The 15,285-nt window shown below is 73.6% G+C and carries 14 protein-coding genes; all 14 read left to right on the plus strand.

Going from position 1 to position 15,285, the window contains the following annotated elements:
• Window positions 1-6 precede the first annotated feature (6 nt).
• From ACFV4P_RS25525 to ACFV4P_RS25590, 14 genes are read left to right on the plus strand one after another with little or no spacing between them, the layout of a single operon-like run.
• A complete protein-coding gene (locus tag ACFV4P_RS25525; protein WP_380474831.1) occupies window positions 7-1,212 on the plus strand; it encodes a PLP-dependent aminotransferase family protein in 1,206 nt (401 codons plus the stop codon).
• Complete coding sequence (locus tag ACFV4P_RS25530; RefSeq protein WP_380474833.1) at window positions 1,209-3,551, plus strand: lantibiotic dehydratase; 2,343 nt, start codon at window positions 1,209-1,211, stop codon at window positions 3,549-3,551. Before ACFV4P_RS25525 ends, ACFV4P_RS25530 begins: the two co-directional genes overlap by 4 nt.
• Window positions 3,548-4,603 carry a 2,3-diaminopropionate biosynthesis protein SbnA gene (gene sbnA / locus ACFV4P_RS25535; RefSeq protein WP_380474835.1) on the plus strand — a complete coding sequence of 352 codons (1,056 nt, stop codon included), beginning with the start codon at window positions 3,548-3,550 and terminating at the stop codon, window positions 4,601-4,603. Before ACFV4P_RS25530 ends, sbnA begins: the two co-directional genes overlap by 4 nt.
• Window positions 4,600-5,628: a 2,3-diaminopropionate biosynthesis protein SbnB gene (gene sbnB, locus ACFV4P_RS25540; protein WP_380474837.1), complete on the plus strand. Its 1,029-nt coding sequence runs from the start codon at window positions 4,600-4,602 to the stop codon at window positions 5,626-5,628. Before sbnA ends, sbnB begins: the two co-directional genes overlap by 4 nt.
• On the plus strand, window positions 5,625-6,380 hold the full coding sequence (gene fabG / locus ACFV4P_RS25545) for a 3-oxoacyl-ACP reductase FabG (RefSeq protein ID WP_073818476.1): 756 nt from the start codon (window positions 5,625-5,627) through the stop codon (window positions 6,378-6,380). The genes sbnB and fabG overlap by 4 nt, the downstream gene beginning before the upstream one ends.
• Window positions 6,381-6,429: 49 nt before the next feature.
• Complete coding sequence (locus ACFV4P_RS25550; RefSeq protein ID WP_035864774.1) at window positions 6,430-6,720, plus strand: acyl carrier protein; 291 nt, start codon at window positions 6,430-6,432, stop codon at window positions 6,718-6,720.
• Window positions 6,721-6,722: 2 nt separating this feature from the next.
• A complete protein-coding gene (fabZ, locus tag ACFV4P_RS25555) occupies window positions 6,723-7,238 on the plus strand; it encodes a 3-hydroxyacyl-ACP dehydratase FabZ (RefSeq protein ID WP_380474839.1) in 516 nt (171 codons plus the stop codon).
• Window positions 7,239-7,280: 42 nt separating this feature from the next.
• The gene (locus ACFV4P_RS25560) at window positions 7,281-9,326 is read left to right on the plus strand and encodes a GNAT family N-acetyltransferase (protein ID WP_380474841.1); all 2,046 of its coding nucleotides are present in this window, start codon (window positions 7,281-7,283) and stop codon (window positions 9,324-9,326) included.
• 36 nt (window positions 9,327-9,362) lie between these two features.
• Window positions 9,363-10,400 carry an aminomethyl transferase family protein gene (locus tag ACFV4P_RS25565; RefSeq protein ID WP_380474843.1) on the plus strand — a complete coding sequence of 346 codons (1,038 nt, stop codon included), beginning with the start codon at window positions 9,363-9,365 and terminating at the stop codon, window positions 10,398-10,400.
• On the plus strand, window positions 10,400-12,721 hold the full coding sequence (locus ACFV4P_RS25570) for a beta-ketoacyl synthase N-terminal-like domain-containing protein (protein ID WP_380474845.1): 2,322 nt from the start codon (window positions 10,400-10,402) through the stop codon (window positions 12,719-12,721). The genes ACFV4P_RS25565 and ACFV4P_RS25570 overlap by 1 nt, the downstream gene beginning before the upstream one ends.
• An 8-nt stretch (window positions 12,722-12,729) precedes the next feature.
• Complete coding sequence (locus tag ACFV4P_RS25575; RefSeq protein WP_380474847.1) at window positions 12,730-13,755, plus strand: hypothetical protein; 1,026 nt, start codon at window positions 12,730-12,732, stop codon at window positions 13,753-13,755.
• Window positions 13,752-13,976: a hypothetical protein gene (locus tag ACFV4P_RS25580; protein WP_380474849.1), complete on the plus strand. Its 225-nt coding sequence runs from the start codon at window positions 13,752-13,754 to the stop codon at window positions 13,974-13,976. Before ACFV4P_RS25575 ends, ACFV4P_RS25580 begins: the two co-directional genes overlap by 4 nt.
• The gene (locus ACFV4P_RS25585; protein WP_380474851.1) at window positions 13,973-14,095 is read left to right on the plus strand and encodes a hypothetical protein; all 123 of its coding nucleotides are present in this window, start codon (window positions 13,973-13,975) and stop codon (window positions 14,093-14,095) included. The genes ACFV4P_RS25580 and ACFV4P_RS25585 overlap by 4 nt, the downstream gene beginning before the upstream one ends.
• Window positions 14,092-15,258, plus strand: a complete 1,167-nt coding sequence (locus ACFV4P_RS25590) for a hypothetical protein (RefSeq protein ID WP_380474853.1) — start codon at window positions 14,092-14,094, stop codon at window positions 15,256-15,258. The genes ACFV4P_RS25585 and ACFV4P_RS25590 overlap by 4 nt, the downstream gene beginning before the upstream one ends.
• Window positions 15,259-15,285: the final 27 nt, after the last annotated feature.

The raw sequence follows: 15,285 nt of genomic DNA on the forward strand, positions 1-15,285 counted from the left end.
CGAACCATGTGGACCGACACCAGACCCGCGGCCGAAATGCCCCGGCTGTTCGAGAAGGGCGGGGACGTCATCTCCCTGGCGGGCGGACTGCCCGACCTGGACGTCCTCCCGCTGGGAGACATCTCCCAGCAGCTCGCCCGGCTCGTCCGCCTCGGCGGCAAGCTCGCCCTGCAGTACACCACCCCGCACGTCGCCAAGGCCCTCGTGCCCGCCGTCGCCGACCTGATGGCCCGTGAGGACGGCCATGCGAGCGCCGACAACCTGATCCCGACCAGCGGCTCCCAGATGGGCCTCACCGCCGTCGCCCTCGCCCTCGGCGCCCCCGGCGACACCATCCTGGTGCAGACCCCCGCCTACCCCGGCGCCACCGCCGCCTTCCGCACCGCCGGCCTCGAACTGCACGCCGCGGCGGAGGACTCCGAAGGCCTCTGCCCGCAGCAACTGCGCACCACCGTCCGGGAGTTGCGCGAAGCCGGCGGCACCGTCCGGCTGCTGTACGTCAACCCGACCTTCCAGAACCCGACCGGCGCCACCCTCTCCGTGCCGCGCCGCGCCGAGATCCTCACCGCCTGCCGCGAGCTCGACCTGCTGCTGATCGAGGACAACCCGTACGGCCTGCTCGGCTTCGACGGCGCCACCACCACGCTGTTCCAGGCCCTCGACCCGCAGCAGGTGGTCTACCTCGGCACCTTCTCCAAGATCTTCGCCCCCGGCCTGCGCTCCGGCTGGATCGCCGCCCCCGAGCACCTGCGCCACGACCTCGCCCGGGTCGCCGAGATCATCTCGCTCTCGCCGTCCGCCCTCGCCCAGGGCACCCTGGCCGCCTACTACTCCCGCAACGGCTGGACCGAGCTGATCGACCGCTACCGGGAGAGCTACCGCGAGCGCTGCACGCTGATGGCCGACGCGCTGGACGCCGAGCTCGGCGCCGACAGCCCGTGGACCTGGCAGCGCCCCGACGGCGGCTTCTACCTCTGGCTGCGCCACCGCGACGGCGCCGACGCCACCCGCTACGCGCAGGCCGCCGCCGCCCACGGCATCTCCTTCGTCCCCGGCGGACACTTCTCCATCGACGGCGAGCACAACGACGGCATCCGGCTGTGCTTCAGCAACGTGCCCCGCAAGAAGATCACCGAAGGCATCGCCCGGCTCGCCGCCGTGCTGACCGAAACCCCCGCCGGGGCACGACAGTCGGCGGAGGTGTCGGGATGACCGCCCCCGCCGTCGAGGCCGCCCGCGCCGTGGACTGGGCGGACTTCGCCCCGCTCCACCCGCTGGCCGGCTCCGACTGGCAGGTCTGGGGCGTCGGACTGCTCCGCAACGCCGGCTTCCCGGTCTCCGGCCTCGACCTGATCGGCGGCGCCTTTGCCCCGGCCGCCGCCGCCCGGCTCGCCGCCGGCGAGGCCACCGCCGAGGAGTTCGACACCGCCTACCGCGCCGATGTCGACGCCGAGGCCGCCCGCCTCGCCGCCCTCGCCACCGACCCCAAGCTCCGGCTGGCGATCGCCTGGCAGAACCGCACCGTCTTCCGCATCCTCGACTCGCTCGCCGCCCCCGGCGGCAAGGAGACCAAGCGCCGCCAGCGCGAACGCACCCTCGCCATGTACTGGCTGCGCTACTGCGCCAAGGCCGAGACCATCGGCTTCTTCGGCCCCGGCGCGTGGATCGGCGTCGGCCGCACCGAGCAGGCCATCGGCATCGAGCACGGCCCCGCCCTGGTCGCCGCCGCCCGCACCTCGCTGGAACGCTGGACGGTCGCCGCAATCGCCGACTGGATGGCCGAACAGCCCGGCGCCCGCTGGTGGTTCCCGCCGATGCTGCGCCCCGACGTCCACCTGGACGGCGAGCAGTTGGTGCTCTCCAACCGCAAGACCGTCCGGCTCCGCCCCGAGGAGGGGCAGGTGCTGCGGCTCGCCGACGGCGACCGCAACGCCGAGCAGATCACCGACCTGCTGATCGCCGACCACGGCTGGGACGCCGCCGGCGCCCGCACGGCCGTCGACAAGGCGCTGAACCGGCTGCTCCGGCAGCGGGTGCTCGGCTGGGACGCCAACATCCCGGTCGACGTCCGCGCCGAGGAGGTGCTGCGCCGCCGCGTCTCGGCGATCGGCGACCCCGAACTGTTCGTCCGCTACGACGCGGTGCTCGCCGAACTCGCCCGCCACAAGGGCGAGATCGACCGGGCGGAGACCGCCGAGCAGCTGGTCGAGGCGCTGGACGCGCTGGACGCGTACTTCGTGGGGACCACCGGCCAGGCCGCCTCCCGCGAGGAGGGCAAGGCCTACGCCGGCCGCACCCTGGTCTACCAGGACACCCTGCGGGACTGCCGGATGGAGCTCGGCCGGGACTTCCTGGACGGCATCGCCCGCCCGCTCGCCCTGGTCGCCGACGCCGCCGACTGGTTCGGCAACCGGCTCGCCGAACTGGTCGAGGCCGAGGTGGTCGAGCTGGTCCGCAAGGCCGCCGCCCGGCAGCGCCCCGGCACCGCCGTCACCCTCGCCGACGTCTGGCCGCAGACCCTGGCGCTGTTCTGGGGCGAGCACAACCACCCCGTGCAGCAGGCCGTCCGGGAGCTCGCGCTGAAGTGGCGCGAGGTCATCGGCGAGGTGCCCGAGGGCGCCACCCGGATCGACCTGAGCGTCGAGAAGATCGCCGCGAAGACCCGGGAGGTGTTCGCCACCGGCCCGGTGCGCTCCCCGCACCTCGCCGTGCACAGCCCCGACCTGCAGATCGTCGCCCGCTCGGTGGACGCCGTCAACAGTGGCCGACACCTGGTCGTGCTCGGCGAGTTGCACGCCTGCCTGGCCACCCTCGACCTGCCGTTCCTGGACTGGACGGCCGACGCCGGCTCGCTGCGCGACAAGGTCAACCGGGCGATCGGCGGCGAGCGGCTGGTGCCGCTGCTGCCGGTCGGCTGGAAGCGCAACAGCGGCCGCATGGTGCCCGCCCCGATCGGCGCGGGCGACCGGCTGATCGGCTTCACCCGCGCCCCGTTCGACCAGCGGGACCGGATCGAGCCCGCCGTCGCCGTCACCCTCACCGAGCAGGACGGCACGCTCACCGCGACCACCTCCGACGGCCGCACCCGGACCCTCTCCGAACTGCTCGCGGTACTGATCTCGATCATCGCCTGCGACGCGTTCAAGATCGGCCTGGACCGCCCGCACGCCCCCCGGGTCACCCTCGACGACCTGGTGCTGTTCCGCGAGACCTGGCGGCTGCCCGCCACCGGCGTGGCCCTCGCGCCCAAGGCCGACCGGAGCCGCGACTACCTGGCGGTGCGCCGCTGGGTCACCGACAACGCGCTGCCCGACCGGGCCTTCGTCAAGTTCCCCGAGGAGACGAAGCCCTCCCTGGTCGACTTCACCAGCCCGACGCTGGTGCTCTCCTTCGCCAACCTCGTCCGCCGGGCGGTGCAGTCGGACCCCGACGCCAGGGTGACCGTCAGCGAACCGCTGCCGGCCCCCGAGGAGTCCTGGCTGCCCGACGCCGACGGCGAGCAGTACGTCAGTGAGCTTCGGCTCCAGATCAGCCGAAAGGTGCCGGAATGACCGTGCTCGTCCCCGACGGCGCCGGGCTGCGGGTCCGCCCGCACCGTCCGTCGGACCCCGACATCGTCGCCACGATCGGCGGCACGCCGCTGGTGGCGCTGGACCGACTCTTCCCGCCGAGCCGCTTCCAGGTCTTCGCCAAGTGCGAGCGGTTCAACCCCGGCGGCTCCATCAAGGACCGCGCCGCCAAGTCGATGGTCGAGCAGGCCATCGCCACCGGACGGATCGTGCCCGGGGTCTCCACCGTGGTGGAGTCCTCCTCCGGGAACCTGGGCATCGCGCTCGCCCAGCTCTGCAACTTCTACCGGCTCGGCCTGATCATCGTGGTCGACCCGCGCACCACCCCGCAGAACCTCGCCATCATGCGGGCCTACGGCGCCCGGGTGGAGGTGGTCGAACACCGCGACCCCGCCACCGGCGAGTACCTGCCCGCCCGGATCGGCCGGGTCAGGCACCTGCTGGCCACCGTCCCCGACGCCTGGTGGCCCAACCAGTACGCCAACGAGGACAACTCGCGGGCCCACCACACCACCATGCGGGAGATCGTGGAGGCGCTCCCCGCCGCCCCCGACTACCTGTTCCTGGCGGCCGGCACCACCGGCACCCTGCGCGGCTGCGCCGAGTTCATCCAGGACCAGGGACTGCCCACCCGGGTGGTCGCCGTGGACGCCGTGGGCAGCGTGATCTTCGGCCCGCCGGAGCCCTGGGAGTCCTCGCACCGGCGCACCATCCCCGGCCACGGCGCGGCGGTCGTCCCCGCCCTGCTGCGCCCGGGCCTCGCCGACCGGGTGGTCAAGGTGACCGACTCGGAGTGCATCCGGGGCTGCCGCAGCCTGCTGGCCGAGGAGTCCGTGCTGGCCGGCGGCTCGTCCGGCGCGGTGATCGCCGCCCTCCAGCAGTCCACCGACTGGATCGAGCCGGGCGTCACCTGCGTCGCCGTGCTCCCGGACGGCGGCGACCGCTACCTCGACACCATCTACGACGACCAGTGGGTCGAGTTCTACCTCCGGCAGTACCTGCCGCAGACCGACCACGGAGAGAGCCAGTCATGAGAATCCTCGGCCGGGAGGACGTCCGGGCCGCGCTCGCGGACCTCGACTCCACCGTCATCGACCTGGTGCGCAACGCCTACGTCCTGCACAGCCAGGGCAAGTCCGACCTCCCGTTCTCCACCTTCCTGCGGCCGCTGCACCGCTCCGAGTCGCGGATCATCGCGCTGCCCGCCTACCTCGGCGGACCGGCCCCGGTGATGGGCCTGAAGTGGATCTCGTCCTTCCCGGAGAACGTCAAGCGCGGTATGCAGCGCGCCAGTTCGCTGTGCATCCTGAACGACCTGGAGTCCGGCTACCCGCTCGCCCTGATGGAGGGCAGCCAGATCTCCGCGGTCCGCACCGCGGCCGGCGCGGCGCTCGCCTCCGGGCTGCTGAACGCCGGCCGCGAGGTCCGCACCGTCGGCCTGGTCGGCTGCGGCACCATCAACAACCAGGTGGTGCACTTCCTCGCCCAGGTGCACGAGGGCCTGGAGACCGTGCTGCTCCAGGACGCCTTCCCGGAGCGGGCCAAGGTGTTCGCCGCGGAGCTCGCCGCCGAGTACCCGGACGTCGAGTTCAAGGCCGTGACGCTCGGCCAGGCGCTGACCGCCGACACCGTGTCGATCGCCACCACCGACTCCTCGTACTGGCTGGACCTGGCGGACTACCCGAGCCGCCCGGACGGGCAGGTGATCCTGCACCTGTCGCTGCGCGACCTGTCGGTCGCCTCGGTGCTGGGCGCCGTCAACGTCACCGACGACGCGGACCACGCGATCCGCGAGCAGACCTCGCTGCACAAGGCCGAACAGCAGGCCGGCCACCGCCGCTTCGTCACCGCCGAGATCGGCGCGCTGCTCGACGGCACCGCCGAACTGCCCGCCGCCCGCACCGTGGTGTTCGCCCCGTTCGGCCTGGGCGTGCTCGACCTGGCGGTCGCCGAGGCGGTGCTGAACCTCGCCGAGAAGCGCGGGCTGGGCACCGAGGTCGACGGCTTCGACCCGGGCAGCCACAAGGTCACCTCCAACCTCGCCGGGAGCGCGGCATGAGTCAGCAGCTGTTCACCGAAGGCACCAGGGCCGTCGTCACCGGGGCCTCCCGGGGCATCGGCGCGGCGATCGCGCTGCACCTGGCCGAGCACGGCTGCGACGTCGCGCTCAACTACCGCTCCAGCGCCGGCAAGGCCGAGCAGTTGGCGGAGAAGATCGAGGGCCTCGGCCGCAAGGCGCTGCTGGTGCAGGCCGACGTGTCCGACGAGGCGCAGGTCACCGCGATGTACAAGGAGATCCGCACCGCCTGGGGCGGCGTGGACGTCGCGGTCCTCAACTCGGGCATCACCGCCGACGGCCACTTCGCGGCGATGAGCGCCGCCAAGTGGCAGGAGGTGATCTCCACCAACCTGACGGGCGCCTTCCTGACCGCCCGTGAGGCCACCAAGCAGATGTACGCGAGCGGCGGGTCGATCGTCTTCATCGCCTCCACCTCGGGCATCGCCGGCCGGGTCGGCCAGGCCAACTACGCCGCCTCCAAGGGCGGGGTGATCGCGATGGCGAAGACCCTGGCCTACGAGGGCGCCCCCAAGGGCATCCGGGTCAACGTGGTCGCCCCGGGCTTCATCGACACCGACATGGTGAAGAAGGTGCCCCGCGCCCAGCTGAAGGAGGCCGCGGCGGCGATCCCGCTGGGACGGATGGGCACCCCGGAGGAGGTCGCGCAGGCGGCGGTCTTCCTGGCCAGCCCGGCGGCCTCGTACATCACCGCCAAGGTGCTCACCGTCGACGGCGGGATGCTCTACAGCTGACCCCCGCATCGAACTGACGTTCCATCAACTCCCAACGGAAAGGCACATCATGTCCACCGCCACCTTCGAGGACGTCCGGACCCAGGCCGAGCAGCGCCTGGAGAAGAACCTCAAGATCAAGTCGATGATCATCGACCGCCTGGGCCTGGACGCCGAGGCCGAGGTCGTCTCCGACAACCAGCCGCTGTTCGGCCGCGGCCTGGAGATGGACTCGCTGGACACCCTGGAGATCGTCGTCATGATCAACAACGAGTACGACGTGCTGATCAGCGACGACGACTTCGAGGCCTTCGGCTCCATCAACGCCCTGGTCGACTTCATCGAAGCCCGCGAGGTCTGACCGTGGCCACTGCCGTCGCACCCACCCGGCCGGTCGCCAAGGAGAAGCCGAAGACCTTCGCCTACTCCTCCGACGACATCAAGCGGATGCTGCCGCACCGCTGGCCGATGCTGATGATCGACCGCGCGTACGACGTGGTCCCCGGCGTCTCCGGACGCGGCATCAAGAGCGTCTCGGTGAACGAGCCGTTCTTCGCCGGCCACTACCCCGACCACTCGATCATGCCCGGCGTGATGATCGTCGAGGCGATGGCCCAGCTGGTCGCCGTGGTCTACGTCGCCGAGCTGCTGGAGGCTCCGGCGTCGGCGGAGGGCGACCCGTCGTCGAGCGTCGGCTACCTCGGCTCGATCAGCTCGATGAAGTTCTCCCGGCTGGTCGTCCCCGGCGACCAGCTCACCCTGGACGCCAAGCTCGGCCAGAAGCTCGGCGGCCTGCGCTCCGTCTCCGTCCGGGCCTCCGTCGGCACCGAACTCGCCGCCGCCGGCTCGCTGATCGTCACCACCGAACGCAAGGGCTGACCCCGGTCGCCCCTCGGACCAGAGCAGACAAGGAGGTGTGGAATGTCCATCACGATCCGCCCGTACCAGGAGGGCGACGCGCATGACATCGCCGAGCTGTACAACCGTCACCGCGACAACCCCAACCCGGTGGCGGGCGGAATCACCGGCGACGAACTCGAACGGGAGCTCGCCGAACGCGACACCGCGACGTTCCTGATCGCCGTCGACGAAGGCCGGGTGGTGGGCACCTTCGGGCTGTTCCACAGCACCGGACGCCGCTCCGCCCGGGCCGGCGAGCTCATCGCCGACATGTTCTTCGTCGCCCCGGCCTACCGGAACGGCGTCATCACCGGACGGCTGTTCACCGAAGCCGTCGAATGGATGATGCGCTGCGGCTGCCTGGTGCTCCGCCTGACCGTCAACCCGGCCAACACCGTCGCCTTCAAGCTGTACCGGCGGGTCGGCTGCGTGTCGGTCGGCGAGACCGTCCCCGGCGAGGACGGCAACGTCGAGCTGCACAACTACATCCCGCTGATCCTGCGCAGCGTCTTCCACGACCTCGACCCCGAGGCACTGGCGGCGCTCGGCCAGCTCAGCAGCTTCGGCAACGTCGCCGGCGGCCGCGACGACGAACTCCGTTCCGACGTACGGGTGGTGGACGGAATCCGCACCGTCGCCTACGCTCTGGCCCTCGGCGAGTTCAAGCTCGACGCCACCATCGACGTGGACCGCGGCCTGATGCTGGACGCGGCGCTCACCACCCCCGACGGCGCCACCCGCCCGCTGAAGATCGCCGAACCGCCGTACGAGGTCCGGATCCAGGCGCCGGCCGAGCCGCACCGCTTCGGCGACAGCGGCCTCACCGCCGAACTGGACACCGCCGAAGGCACCCTCACCGTGCACGCCGAGGGCCACCACGGACCGGTCTTCGTCTCCACCTGGCCCAGCGCCGAGGCCGACCGCTCGGCCGGCTGGCGCGAAGGCCAGGCCCGCGAGCTGGAGATCCACCCCGTCGAACACGGCGTCCAGGTCCGCGAGACCACCGGCGGCAACCGGGTCACCGGCACCCTCACGCTCCACCGGGGCGTGCTGGAGCAGGAGTTCACGTACACCACCCGGCCCGGCCGGATCTTCCAGACCGTCGGACTCCGCCAGGGCGACTTCGCCCTGACCGGCCCCGACACCGTCACCGTCCAGCACCCGATCGGCACCGGCATCGGCGTCCGCGACACCTCCGAGGTCGTCGCCGCCGCCCAGGACGCGCCGGCCGGATCCACCCTGGCCTGGACCGACGGCGCCACCCGGATCTCCCTCCCGGCCGCCGGGCCGGTCCGGCTGATCCACACCACCCTGGTCGAACGCCACCTGGAGCCCGACGCCGACGGCACCGCCCGGCTGCGCACCGACTTCCGCACCGGCGCCGACCACGCCACCACCCCCCGCACCACCACCCCCCGCACCACCGCAGCGGCCGAACCCGCCACCGGCGAACGGAAGGTGACCGTCAAGGCGAACGCCGGCGGGATCACCTCCTGGACCGAGAACGGCACCAAGGTGCTGCGCAGCCCCGCCCCCCGCACCCGCGCCTTCGGCTGCAACCCGCGCTGGAGCGCAGGCGCCTGGGTCACCCTGGAGCACCACCGGCACTCGCTCGCCACCGGCCTCGGCTGGGGCGTCCCGACCGTCCACGAGTGGGAGCAGAAGCACCCGCTCGGCCTGGCCGCCCCGCAGGAGCGGATCAGCTGGGAGGTCACCGCCCCCGAGCAGGCCGCCGAGCCGGTCCGGATCGACGTCCACGCCCCCGGCGCGGACGAGGAGACGGTGCTCTGGCTCACCCCCGACACCCCGGCGGGCACCGCCGTGGTGCTGCACTCCGCCGGCAAGCGCCACGAGCTCGACGCCACCGCCTTCCGGCAGGTCTGGGCGTCCGCCGCGGCCGTCCGGCTCACCAGCGGCCGGTGGCTGCACCTCGCGCCCGCCACCGACGGGCCCGGCGCGCCGGAGATCGTCCTGCGCACCACCTCCTCCGGACTGCTGATCGGCTGCGCGACGGCCGCCACCGAGGCCGCCTGGCAGCTGTCCGTCCACCCCGCACCTGCGATCTGACACCCCGTGAACACCCTCGAAAGGACCACCGAAGCCATGACCACCACCGTTGCCGTGCGCACCGCGCAGGACGACTACACCACCGTCCGCACCGCCATCGGCGTCTACCCGATCACCGCCCCGCTGGTCCGGATCTCCGGCGGCGACCGCTACGAGTTCCTCGACCTGTTCCTGGCCAAGTCCAGCGAGTACGTCGAGCCGGACTCCGTCCGCGAGGCGCTGGCGCTGAACCAGGACGGCTCGCCGTTCGCGATCCTGCTGCACTTCGAGATCGGCGACGACTCCTGGCTGCTGCCCCGCACCCCGGTCTCGATCGACGCCCTGACCGGCTACCTGGAGGCGCTGGACGCTCCGTCCGACGTCACCGTCGAGGTCGCCCCCGAGGGCTGGGGCGCCACCGCGTTCGAGGGCCCGAAGGCCTGGGCCGCGGCCGCCGCGTTCGTCGAGTTCGACATCTCCGGCCTGACCCTGCACGGCGTCACCGAGGCCAACGTCCCCGGCGAGCCCGCCGCGCTGGCCCACCTGGCCCGCGTCGGCACCACCGGCGAGTACGGCTACCTGCTGCTCTCCAACGCCCCCGAGGCCGGCCACACCGCCGCCGTCGACGCGGTGGCCGCCGAGGGCGGTGCCGAGGTCGGCGCCGAGGGCCTGGCCCGGGTCCAGGCCGAGGCCGGCATGGCGGTCTACGCCGCGGGCTTCGCCGGCCTGCCGGTGCACGAGGCCGACCTGGCCTGGATGGTCGACTGGAACCGGATCGGCGAGTTCCTCGGCTCCGAGGAGCTGGTCAAGCCCACCTCCGAGAACGCGAAGATCACGGCCCTGGCCGCCCCGGCCGGCGCCGCCTTCACGGCCGGCACCCCGGTCACCGCCGGCGGGCAGCAGGTCGGCACCGTCATCTGGCAGGCCCCGTCCGCCAACGCCGACGAGGAACTGATCGTCGCCCTGCTGGACGCCCCGTTCTGGGTCCCCGGCCTGGAGCTCTCCGCCGCCGACACCGACGGCGCCGGCACCCCGGTCCGCACCGTCACCCAGCCCCGCGTCATCGCCGCCTCGCTGACCACCCGGATCCACTGATGACCAAGACCACCGAACGCATCGCCCTCACCGGCCTGGGCCTGATCACCGGCGCCGGCGACGACGTCGAGAAGAGCTGGACGTCCATCTCCCAGGGCGTCTCCGGCATCCGCACCAACACCCTGTTCGACACCACCCAGCTGCTCACCGACTGGGCCGGCATGGTCACCGCCGAGCAGCCGGACGACCTGGACCGCTGCTACGCGCTGGCGGCCACCGCGATCCGCGAGGCGCTGCGCAACTCGGGCCTCGACCTGGACACCGTGGACCGCGACCGGGTCGCCGTCGTGGTCGGCTCCAGCCTCGGCGCGATGCCCACCCTGGAGAACGTGCACCGCGGCCTGGTGAAGGACGGCGTGCTGGACGCCGTCCAGGCCGCCGGCTCCCAACTCCCGTGCGTGGGCGACTTCATCGCCGCCGAGTTCGACCTGCGCGGCCCCCGCGTGGTGCTCTCCAACGCCTGCGCGGCCAGCGCCGTCGCCCTCGGCTACGCCGCCGAACTGCTCTGGAAGGGCGAGGTCGACTACGTCATCTGCGGCGGCGTCGACCCGCTGGCCCAGCTCTCCGCGTACGGGTTCTCCGCCCTCGGCGCGCTCGACCCCGAGCCGTGCGCGCCGATGTCCGCCTCCACCGGGCTCACCCTCGGCGAGGGCGCGGGCTTCATGGTCCTGGAGTCCGCCGAGCGGGCCGCCGAACGCGGCGCCGCCCCGCTCGCCGAACTCGGCGGCTACGGCCTCTCCTGCGACGGCTACCACCAGACCGCCCCCGACCCGAGCGGCAAGGGCGCGGCCGCCGCGATGGCCCAGGCCCTGCAGACCGCCGGCCTCGCCCCCGAGGACGTCGACTACGTCAACCTGCACGGCACCGGCACCCCCGCCAACGACGTGTCCGAGCCCAAGGCCGTGAAGCTGCTGTTCGGCGCCGAGGTGCCGCCCGCCAGCTCCACCAAGTCGATGCTCGGCCACACCCTGGGCGCGGCCGGCGCGGTCGAGGCGATCGTCTCCACCATGGCGATCGACCGGGGCGTCATCCCGCCGACGCTCAGCACCCGCGGCGTCGACTCCCCGTTCGGACTGGACATCGTCCCGAACGCCGGGCGTCCCGCGGCGCTGGAAGTGGTCGCCTCCAACTCCTTCGCGTTCGGCGGCAACAACGCCACCGTCGTCCTCAACAAGCCCGGCCGGCCCGCCCGTTCGGCCCGGCGCACGCAGCCCGTGCACCACGTGGTGGTCACCGGCGTGGCCGGCCTGGCCGGCTCGTCCGCCTCCACCGCCGAACTGACCGCCGCGCTCGCCGCCGGCCGGGTCGGCTTCGACACCCTGGAGCAGGTCGCCGGCATCGGCGAGCGCCCGATCGGCCGGATCGACGTCAAGGCCGTCGCCAAGCGCCTCAACCCCAGCAAGGCCCGCCGGATGGACCCGCTGGGCGTGCTCGCCGCCGGCGCCGTCGGCGACCTGTACGAGCGGCACGGCAAGCCGTCCCGCGCCGAGGCCGAGGGCACCGGCATCGTGTTCGCCACCGGCTACGGCCCGGTCACCTCGGTGCTGGACTTCCACCACGGCGTCCTCACCAAGGGCATCACCGGCGCCAACCCGGCGACCTTCGCCAACACGGTCGTCAACGCCGCCGCCGGACACGTCGGCATGCTGCACCGCTACCGCGGCTACACCGCCACCATCGCCAACGGCGGCACCTCCTCCGTCCTCGCGCTCCAGCTGGCCGCCCGGGTCATCGCCCGCGGCATGGCCGACCGGATCATGGTCGTGGTCGCCGACGAGTTCCCCGAGCAGGCCCTGGCCACCCAGGCCCGGCTGCCCGGATACGCCAAGACCCCGCACGTGGTCCCCGGCGGCGGCACCGGCACCGTGCTCTCCGAGGGCGCGGCCGCCATCCTGCTGGAGTCCGAGGCCTCCGCCGCCGCCCGCGGCGCGAGCGTCCTGGCGGACGTGCGCGGCTTCGGCGCCTCCGGCGAACCGGCCGGCATCGGACGGATCGGCCGCGACGGCGAGGCCTGGGCCCGCGCCCTGCGCTCCGCCCTCGCCGAGGCCGACTCCACGCCCGAGCAGATCGACACGGTCGTCTCCGCCGCCTCCGGCTACCGCCTGGTGGACGTCGCCCAGTCCCGCGCCCTGGCGCTGGCCGGCCTCGCCGACCGCCCCGCGGTCACCCCCAAGGCCCTGCTCGGCGAGACCTACGGTTCGGCCGGCGCCCTCGGCCTGGTCGCCGCCCTCGCCGGCGACGCCCCCGCCGGACGCCTGCTGCTCTCCAGCTTCGCCTACGGCGGCTCCTACGCTGCCGCGGTGTTCGACGCGAGGCCGTGATGGGCGCCGTGCGAAGCGTCCTGCGGGCCGCCGGGGACTGGCTGGAGGAGCAGCGCCCGGAGACCGACCTGGTGATGCTCGGCTGGGCCGGCCGGATGGGCCCGGTGCTGGCCGCGGCGGGCCCGGTCGGCACGGACCCGGCGACGGTCGAACGGACCGAACGGACCGGACGGGCCGGACGGGCCGGGGACTGGCTGGAGGAGCAGCGCCCGGAGACCGACCTGGTCGGCGGGGGCACGACGGCGCTCGCGCCGTCCCGGACGCCGGAGGCGCTGCCCGGCGGGGCACCGCACTCCGGCCGGGTGCCGGGCGGCGGCCCGGCACCCACCCAGACCCCCCGCCGGCCCGCCCGGGCGACCACGGACCTCCGGACGCCCGCCCGCCCCGGGCCGCTCACCACCGGTGCGCAGCACGGCGGTTCGGACGAGGAGGCAGCCATCGACTGCCTCGTCACCCGGCACCCGCACCTGCCGCGCGACCGGATGGGCCACCGGCTCAACGACGCCGGCCGGTGGCTGATCACCGAGGCCGTGGCGAGCCTGTACGGGGTGCGGTTGAGCCCCCGCGAGCTGGCCCGCGACGAACACCGGCGGTGGAGCGTCCCGGCGCTCGGCCTCACCGCCTCGGTCGCGCACTGCGACGCGTACTCGACGGTGGCGCTGGTCTCCGGCCAGACCGTCGGCGTGGACCTCCAGGACCACCGGGACCGCCCGTACGCGATGCAGTGGCTGGGCGCGCTGCTCGGCCGCCCCGACGGCGAACCCGCCACCATGCGGGACTTCGCCGAGTGCGAGGCCCTCATCAAGGCCTCCCAGCTGCGCAAGGAGACCTTCGCGGGCGTCCGGCTCCCCGACTGGCGGGCCGGCTGGCGCCCCACCAACACCGGCCACCTGGTCCGCTCCACCGACCTCGGCCGAGGCCTCCAGCTGGCCCTCGCCACCGACGCCCCCGCCACCGTCCGCTGGTGGTGGCAACCCGCCCCCAGCACCCCCGCCACCCGCACCGAAGCCCTCACCCTGGAGCCCACCGCATGACCGCCACCGCCGCCGCGGCCCGCACCTGTACGCGGTGGGACTGCTCGGCCGAACCCGTCGGCCCGCAGGCGGACTCCGGTTCGGCCCCGATGCCACCGGCCGGACCCGGCCGCGCGCAGCGCCAGGTCGTGGCGCGCACCTGCGCGCGGTGGGACTGCCTGCCCGCACCCGCCGCCCCGACCGAGGACTCCGTCGCCCCGGCCCTGGAGCTCGTCGCATGACCGCCACCGCGACCGACGCCCGCCCGGAGCCGGCGCCCGCCCCCGCCCCCGCCTCGACGTCCGAACTCGCCGCCCCGACCGAGGACTTCGCCGCCCCGACCCTGGAGCTCGCCGCATGACCGCCACCGCCGTTGCCACGCCCGCCCGGGCCTACTCCCGGCGGATCTCCCAGATCGAGCGCGGCTACCTGAACGCCAACGCCACCGGCACCCCGCAGCTGATCCAGATGGTGATCGAGGGCGAGGGCCGCATCGACCCGGAGCAACTCGCGGACGCGGTACGGCAGTCGACCGCCGCCAACCCGGGGCTCGCGGTCCGCCGCAAGGGCCCCAACTGGCGGGCCGAGGACGCGCTGCCGCCGATCACCGAGCTGCCCGCCGACGCCGGGTTCGAGCACCCGTTCTTCCACCGGGACCTGGACGTGGTGGCCGGGCCGGTCTGCGAGCTGGGCCTCGCCAACGGGCCGGTGATCAGCCGGCTGGTGGTGCGGGCCAGCCACATCGTCACCGACGGTCGCGGCCTGCGGTACTGGATCGAGGACCTGTTCCGCGCGCTGCGCGGCGAGGCCCTGATCGGCGCCGACTCCACCGTCGACGACACGCACTTCCGCGCCGCCGCCGCCCCCGTCCCGGCCGCCCCCGTCCCGGCCCGGGTGGAAGGCGGACCCGCGATCCTCGGGCAGGGCCCCGCCGACGGGACGGCGCTCTGGCTGCGCCGCTCGATCGCCGCGACGCCGTCCGCCGTCACCGCCCGGATCGGTGCGGCCGTCTCCCGGCTGCTGACCGTCGACGCCGGCCGCCTGATCATCCCGGTGGACCTCCGCCGCCACGACCGCGAGGTGCGCTCCACCGCCAACCTGACGTCCCAGCTGGTCCTCGACCTGCACCGCGAGGACCGCTGGAACCGGCTGCACAGCCAGCTGCTCGCCGCCATGCTCCGCAAGCGCGAAGTCGCCGCCCTGGAAAGGGACTTCCTGCGCAACAACCCGTTCGCGAACTCGCTGCGGGAAGCCCAGGAGCTGGACGGCACCCGCTTCCCGTGCACCGCGATCCTCACCGACCACGGCCGGATCGACACCGAGCTGTACCGCACCGCGCAGTTCCGCCCCACCGAGTACTGCACCCTGCCGATGCTCGTCCCGTACGCCGAGATGTTCCTGAGCACCTGCCAGATCGACGGCCGCACCGAACTCACGCTGTCCTGCCGCAACCGGCCCGACGCCCGCCCGGCCGCCGAGGCCGTCCTGGACGAGGTCGAACGCGCCCTGCTCGCCGCCGAGTGACCCGGACACCCCTCCTCCCGCTGATGA

This window comes from Kitasatospora sp. NPDC059795 (genome assembly GCF_042732175.1).
Classification (GTDB): domain Bacteria; phylum Actinomycetota; class Actinomycetes; order Streptomycetales; family Streptomycetaceae; genus Kitasatospora.

Excerpts from the sequence above, each read along its gene's own strand:
- sbnB (WP_380474837.1), top strand. The coding sequence starts at position 4,600 with ATGAGAATCCTCGGCCGGGAGGACGTCCGGGCCGCGCTCGCGGACCTC.
- ACFV4P_RS25580 (WP_380474849.1), top strand. The coding sequence starts at position 13,752 with ATGACCGCCACCGCCGCCGCGGCCCGCACCTGTACGCGGTGGGACTGC.
- ACFV4P_RS25565 (WP_380474843.1), top strand. The coding sequence starts at position 9,363 with ATGACCACCACCGTTGCCGTGCGCACCGCGCAGGACGACTACACCACC.
- ACFV4P_RS25590 (WP_380474853.1), top strand. The coding sequence starts at position 14,092 with ATGACCGCCACCGCCGTTGCCACGCCCGCCCGGGCCTACTCCCGGCGG.
- ACFV4P_RS25550 (WP_035864774.1), top strand. The coding sequence starts at position 6,430 with ATGTCCACCGCCACCTTCGAGGACGTCCGGACCCAGGCCGAGCAGCGC.
- ACFV4P_RS25525 (WP_380474831.1), top strand. The coding sequence starts at position 7 with ATGTGGACCGACACCAGACCCGCGGCCGAAATGCCCCGGCTGTTCGAG.
- ACFV4P_RS25585 (WP_380474851.1), top strand. The coding sequence starts at position 13,973 with ATGACCGCCACCGCGACCGACGCCCGCCCGGAGCCGGCGCCCGCCCCC.
- ACFV4P_RS25570 (WP_380474845.1), top strand. The coding sequence starts at position 10,400 with ATGACCAAGACCACCGAACGCATCGCCCTCACCGGCCTGGGCCTGATC.
- ACFV4P_RS25560 (WP_380474841.1), top strand. The coding sequence starts at position 7,281 with ATGTCCATCACGATCCGCCCGTACCAGGAGGGCGACGCGCATGACATC.
- sbnA (WP_380474835.1), top strand. The coding sequence starts at position 3,548 with ATGACCGTGCTCGTCCCCGACGGCGCCGGGCTGCGGGTCCGCCCGCAC.
- ACFV4P_RS25530 (WP_380474833.1), top strand. The coding sequence starts at position 1,209 with ATGACCGCCCCCGCCGTCGAGGCCGCCCGCGCCGTGGACTGGGCGGAC.
- fabG (WP_073818476.1), top strand. The coding sequence starts at position 5,625 with ATGAGTCAGCAGCTGTTCACCGAAGGCACCAGGGCCGTCGTCACCGGG.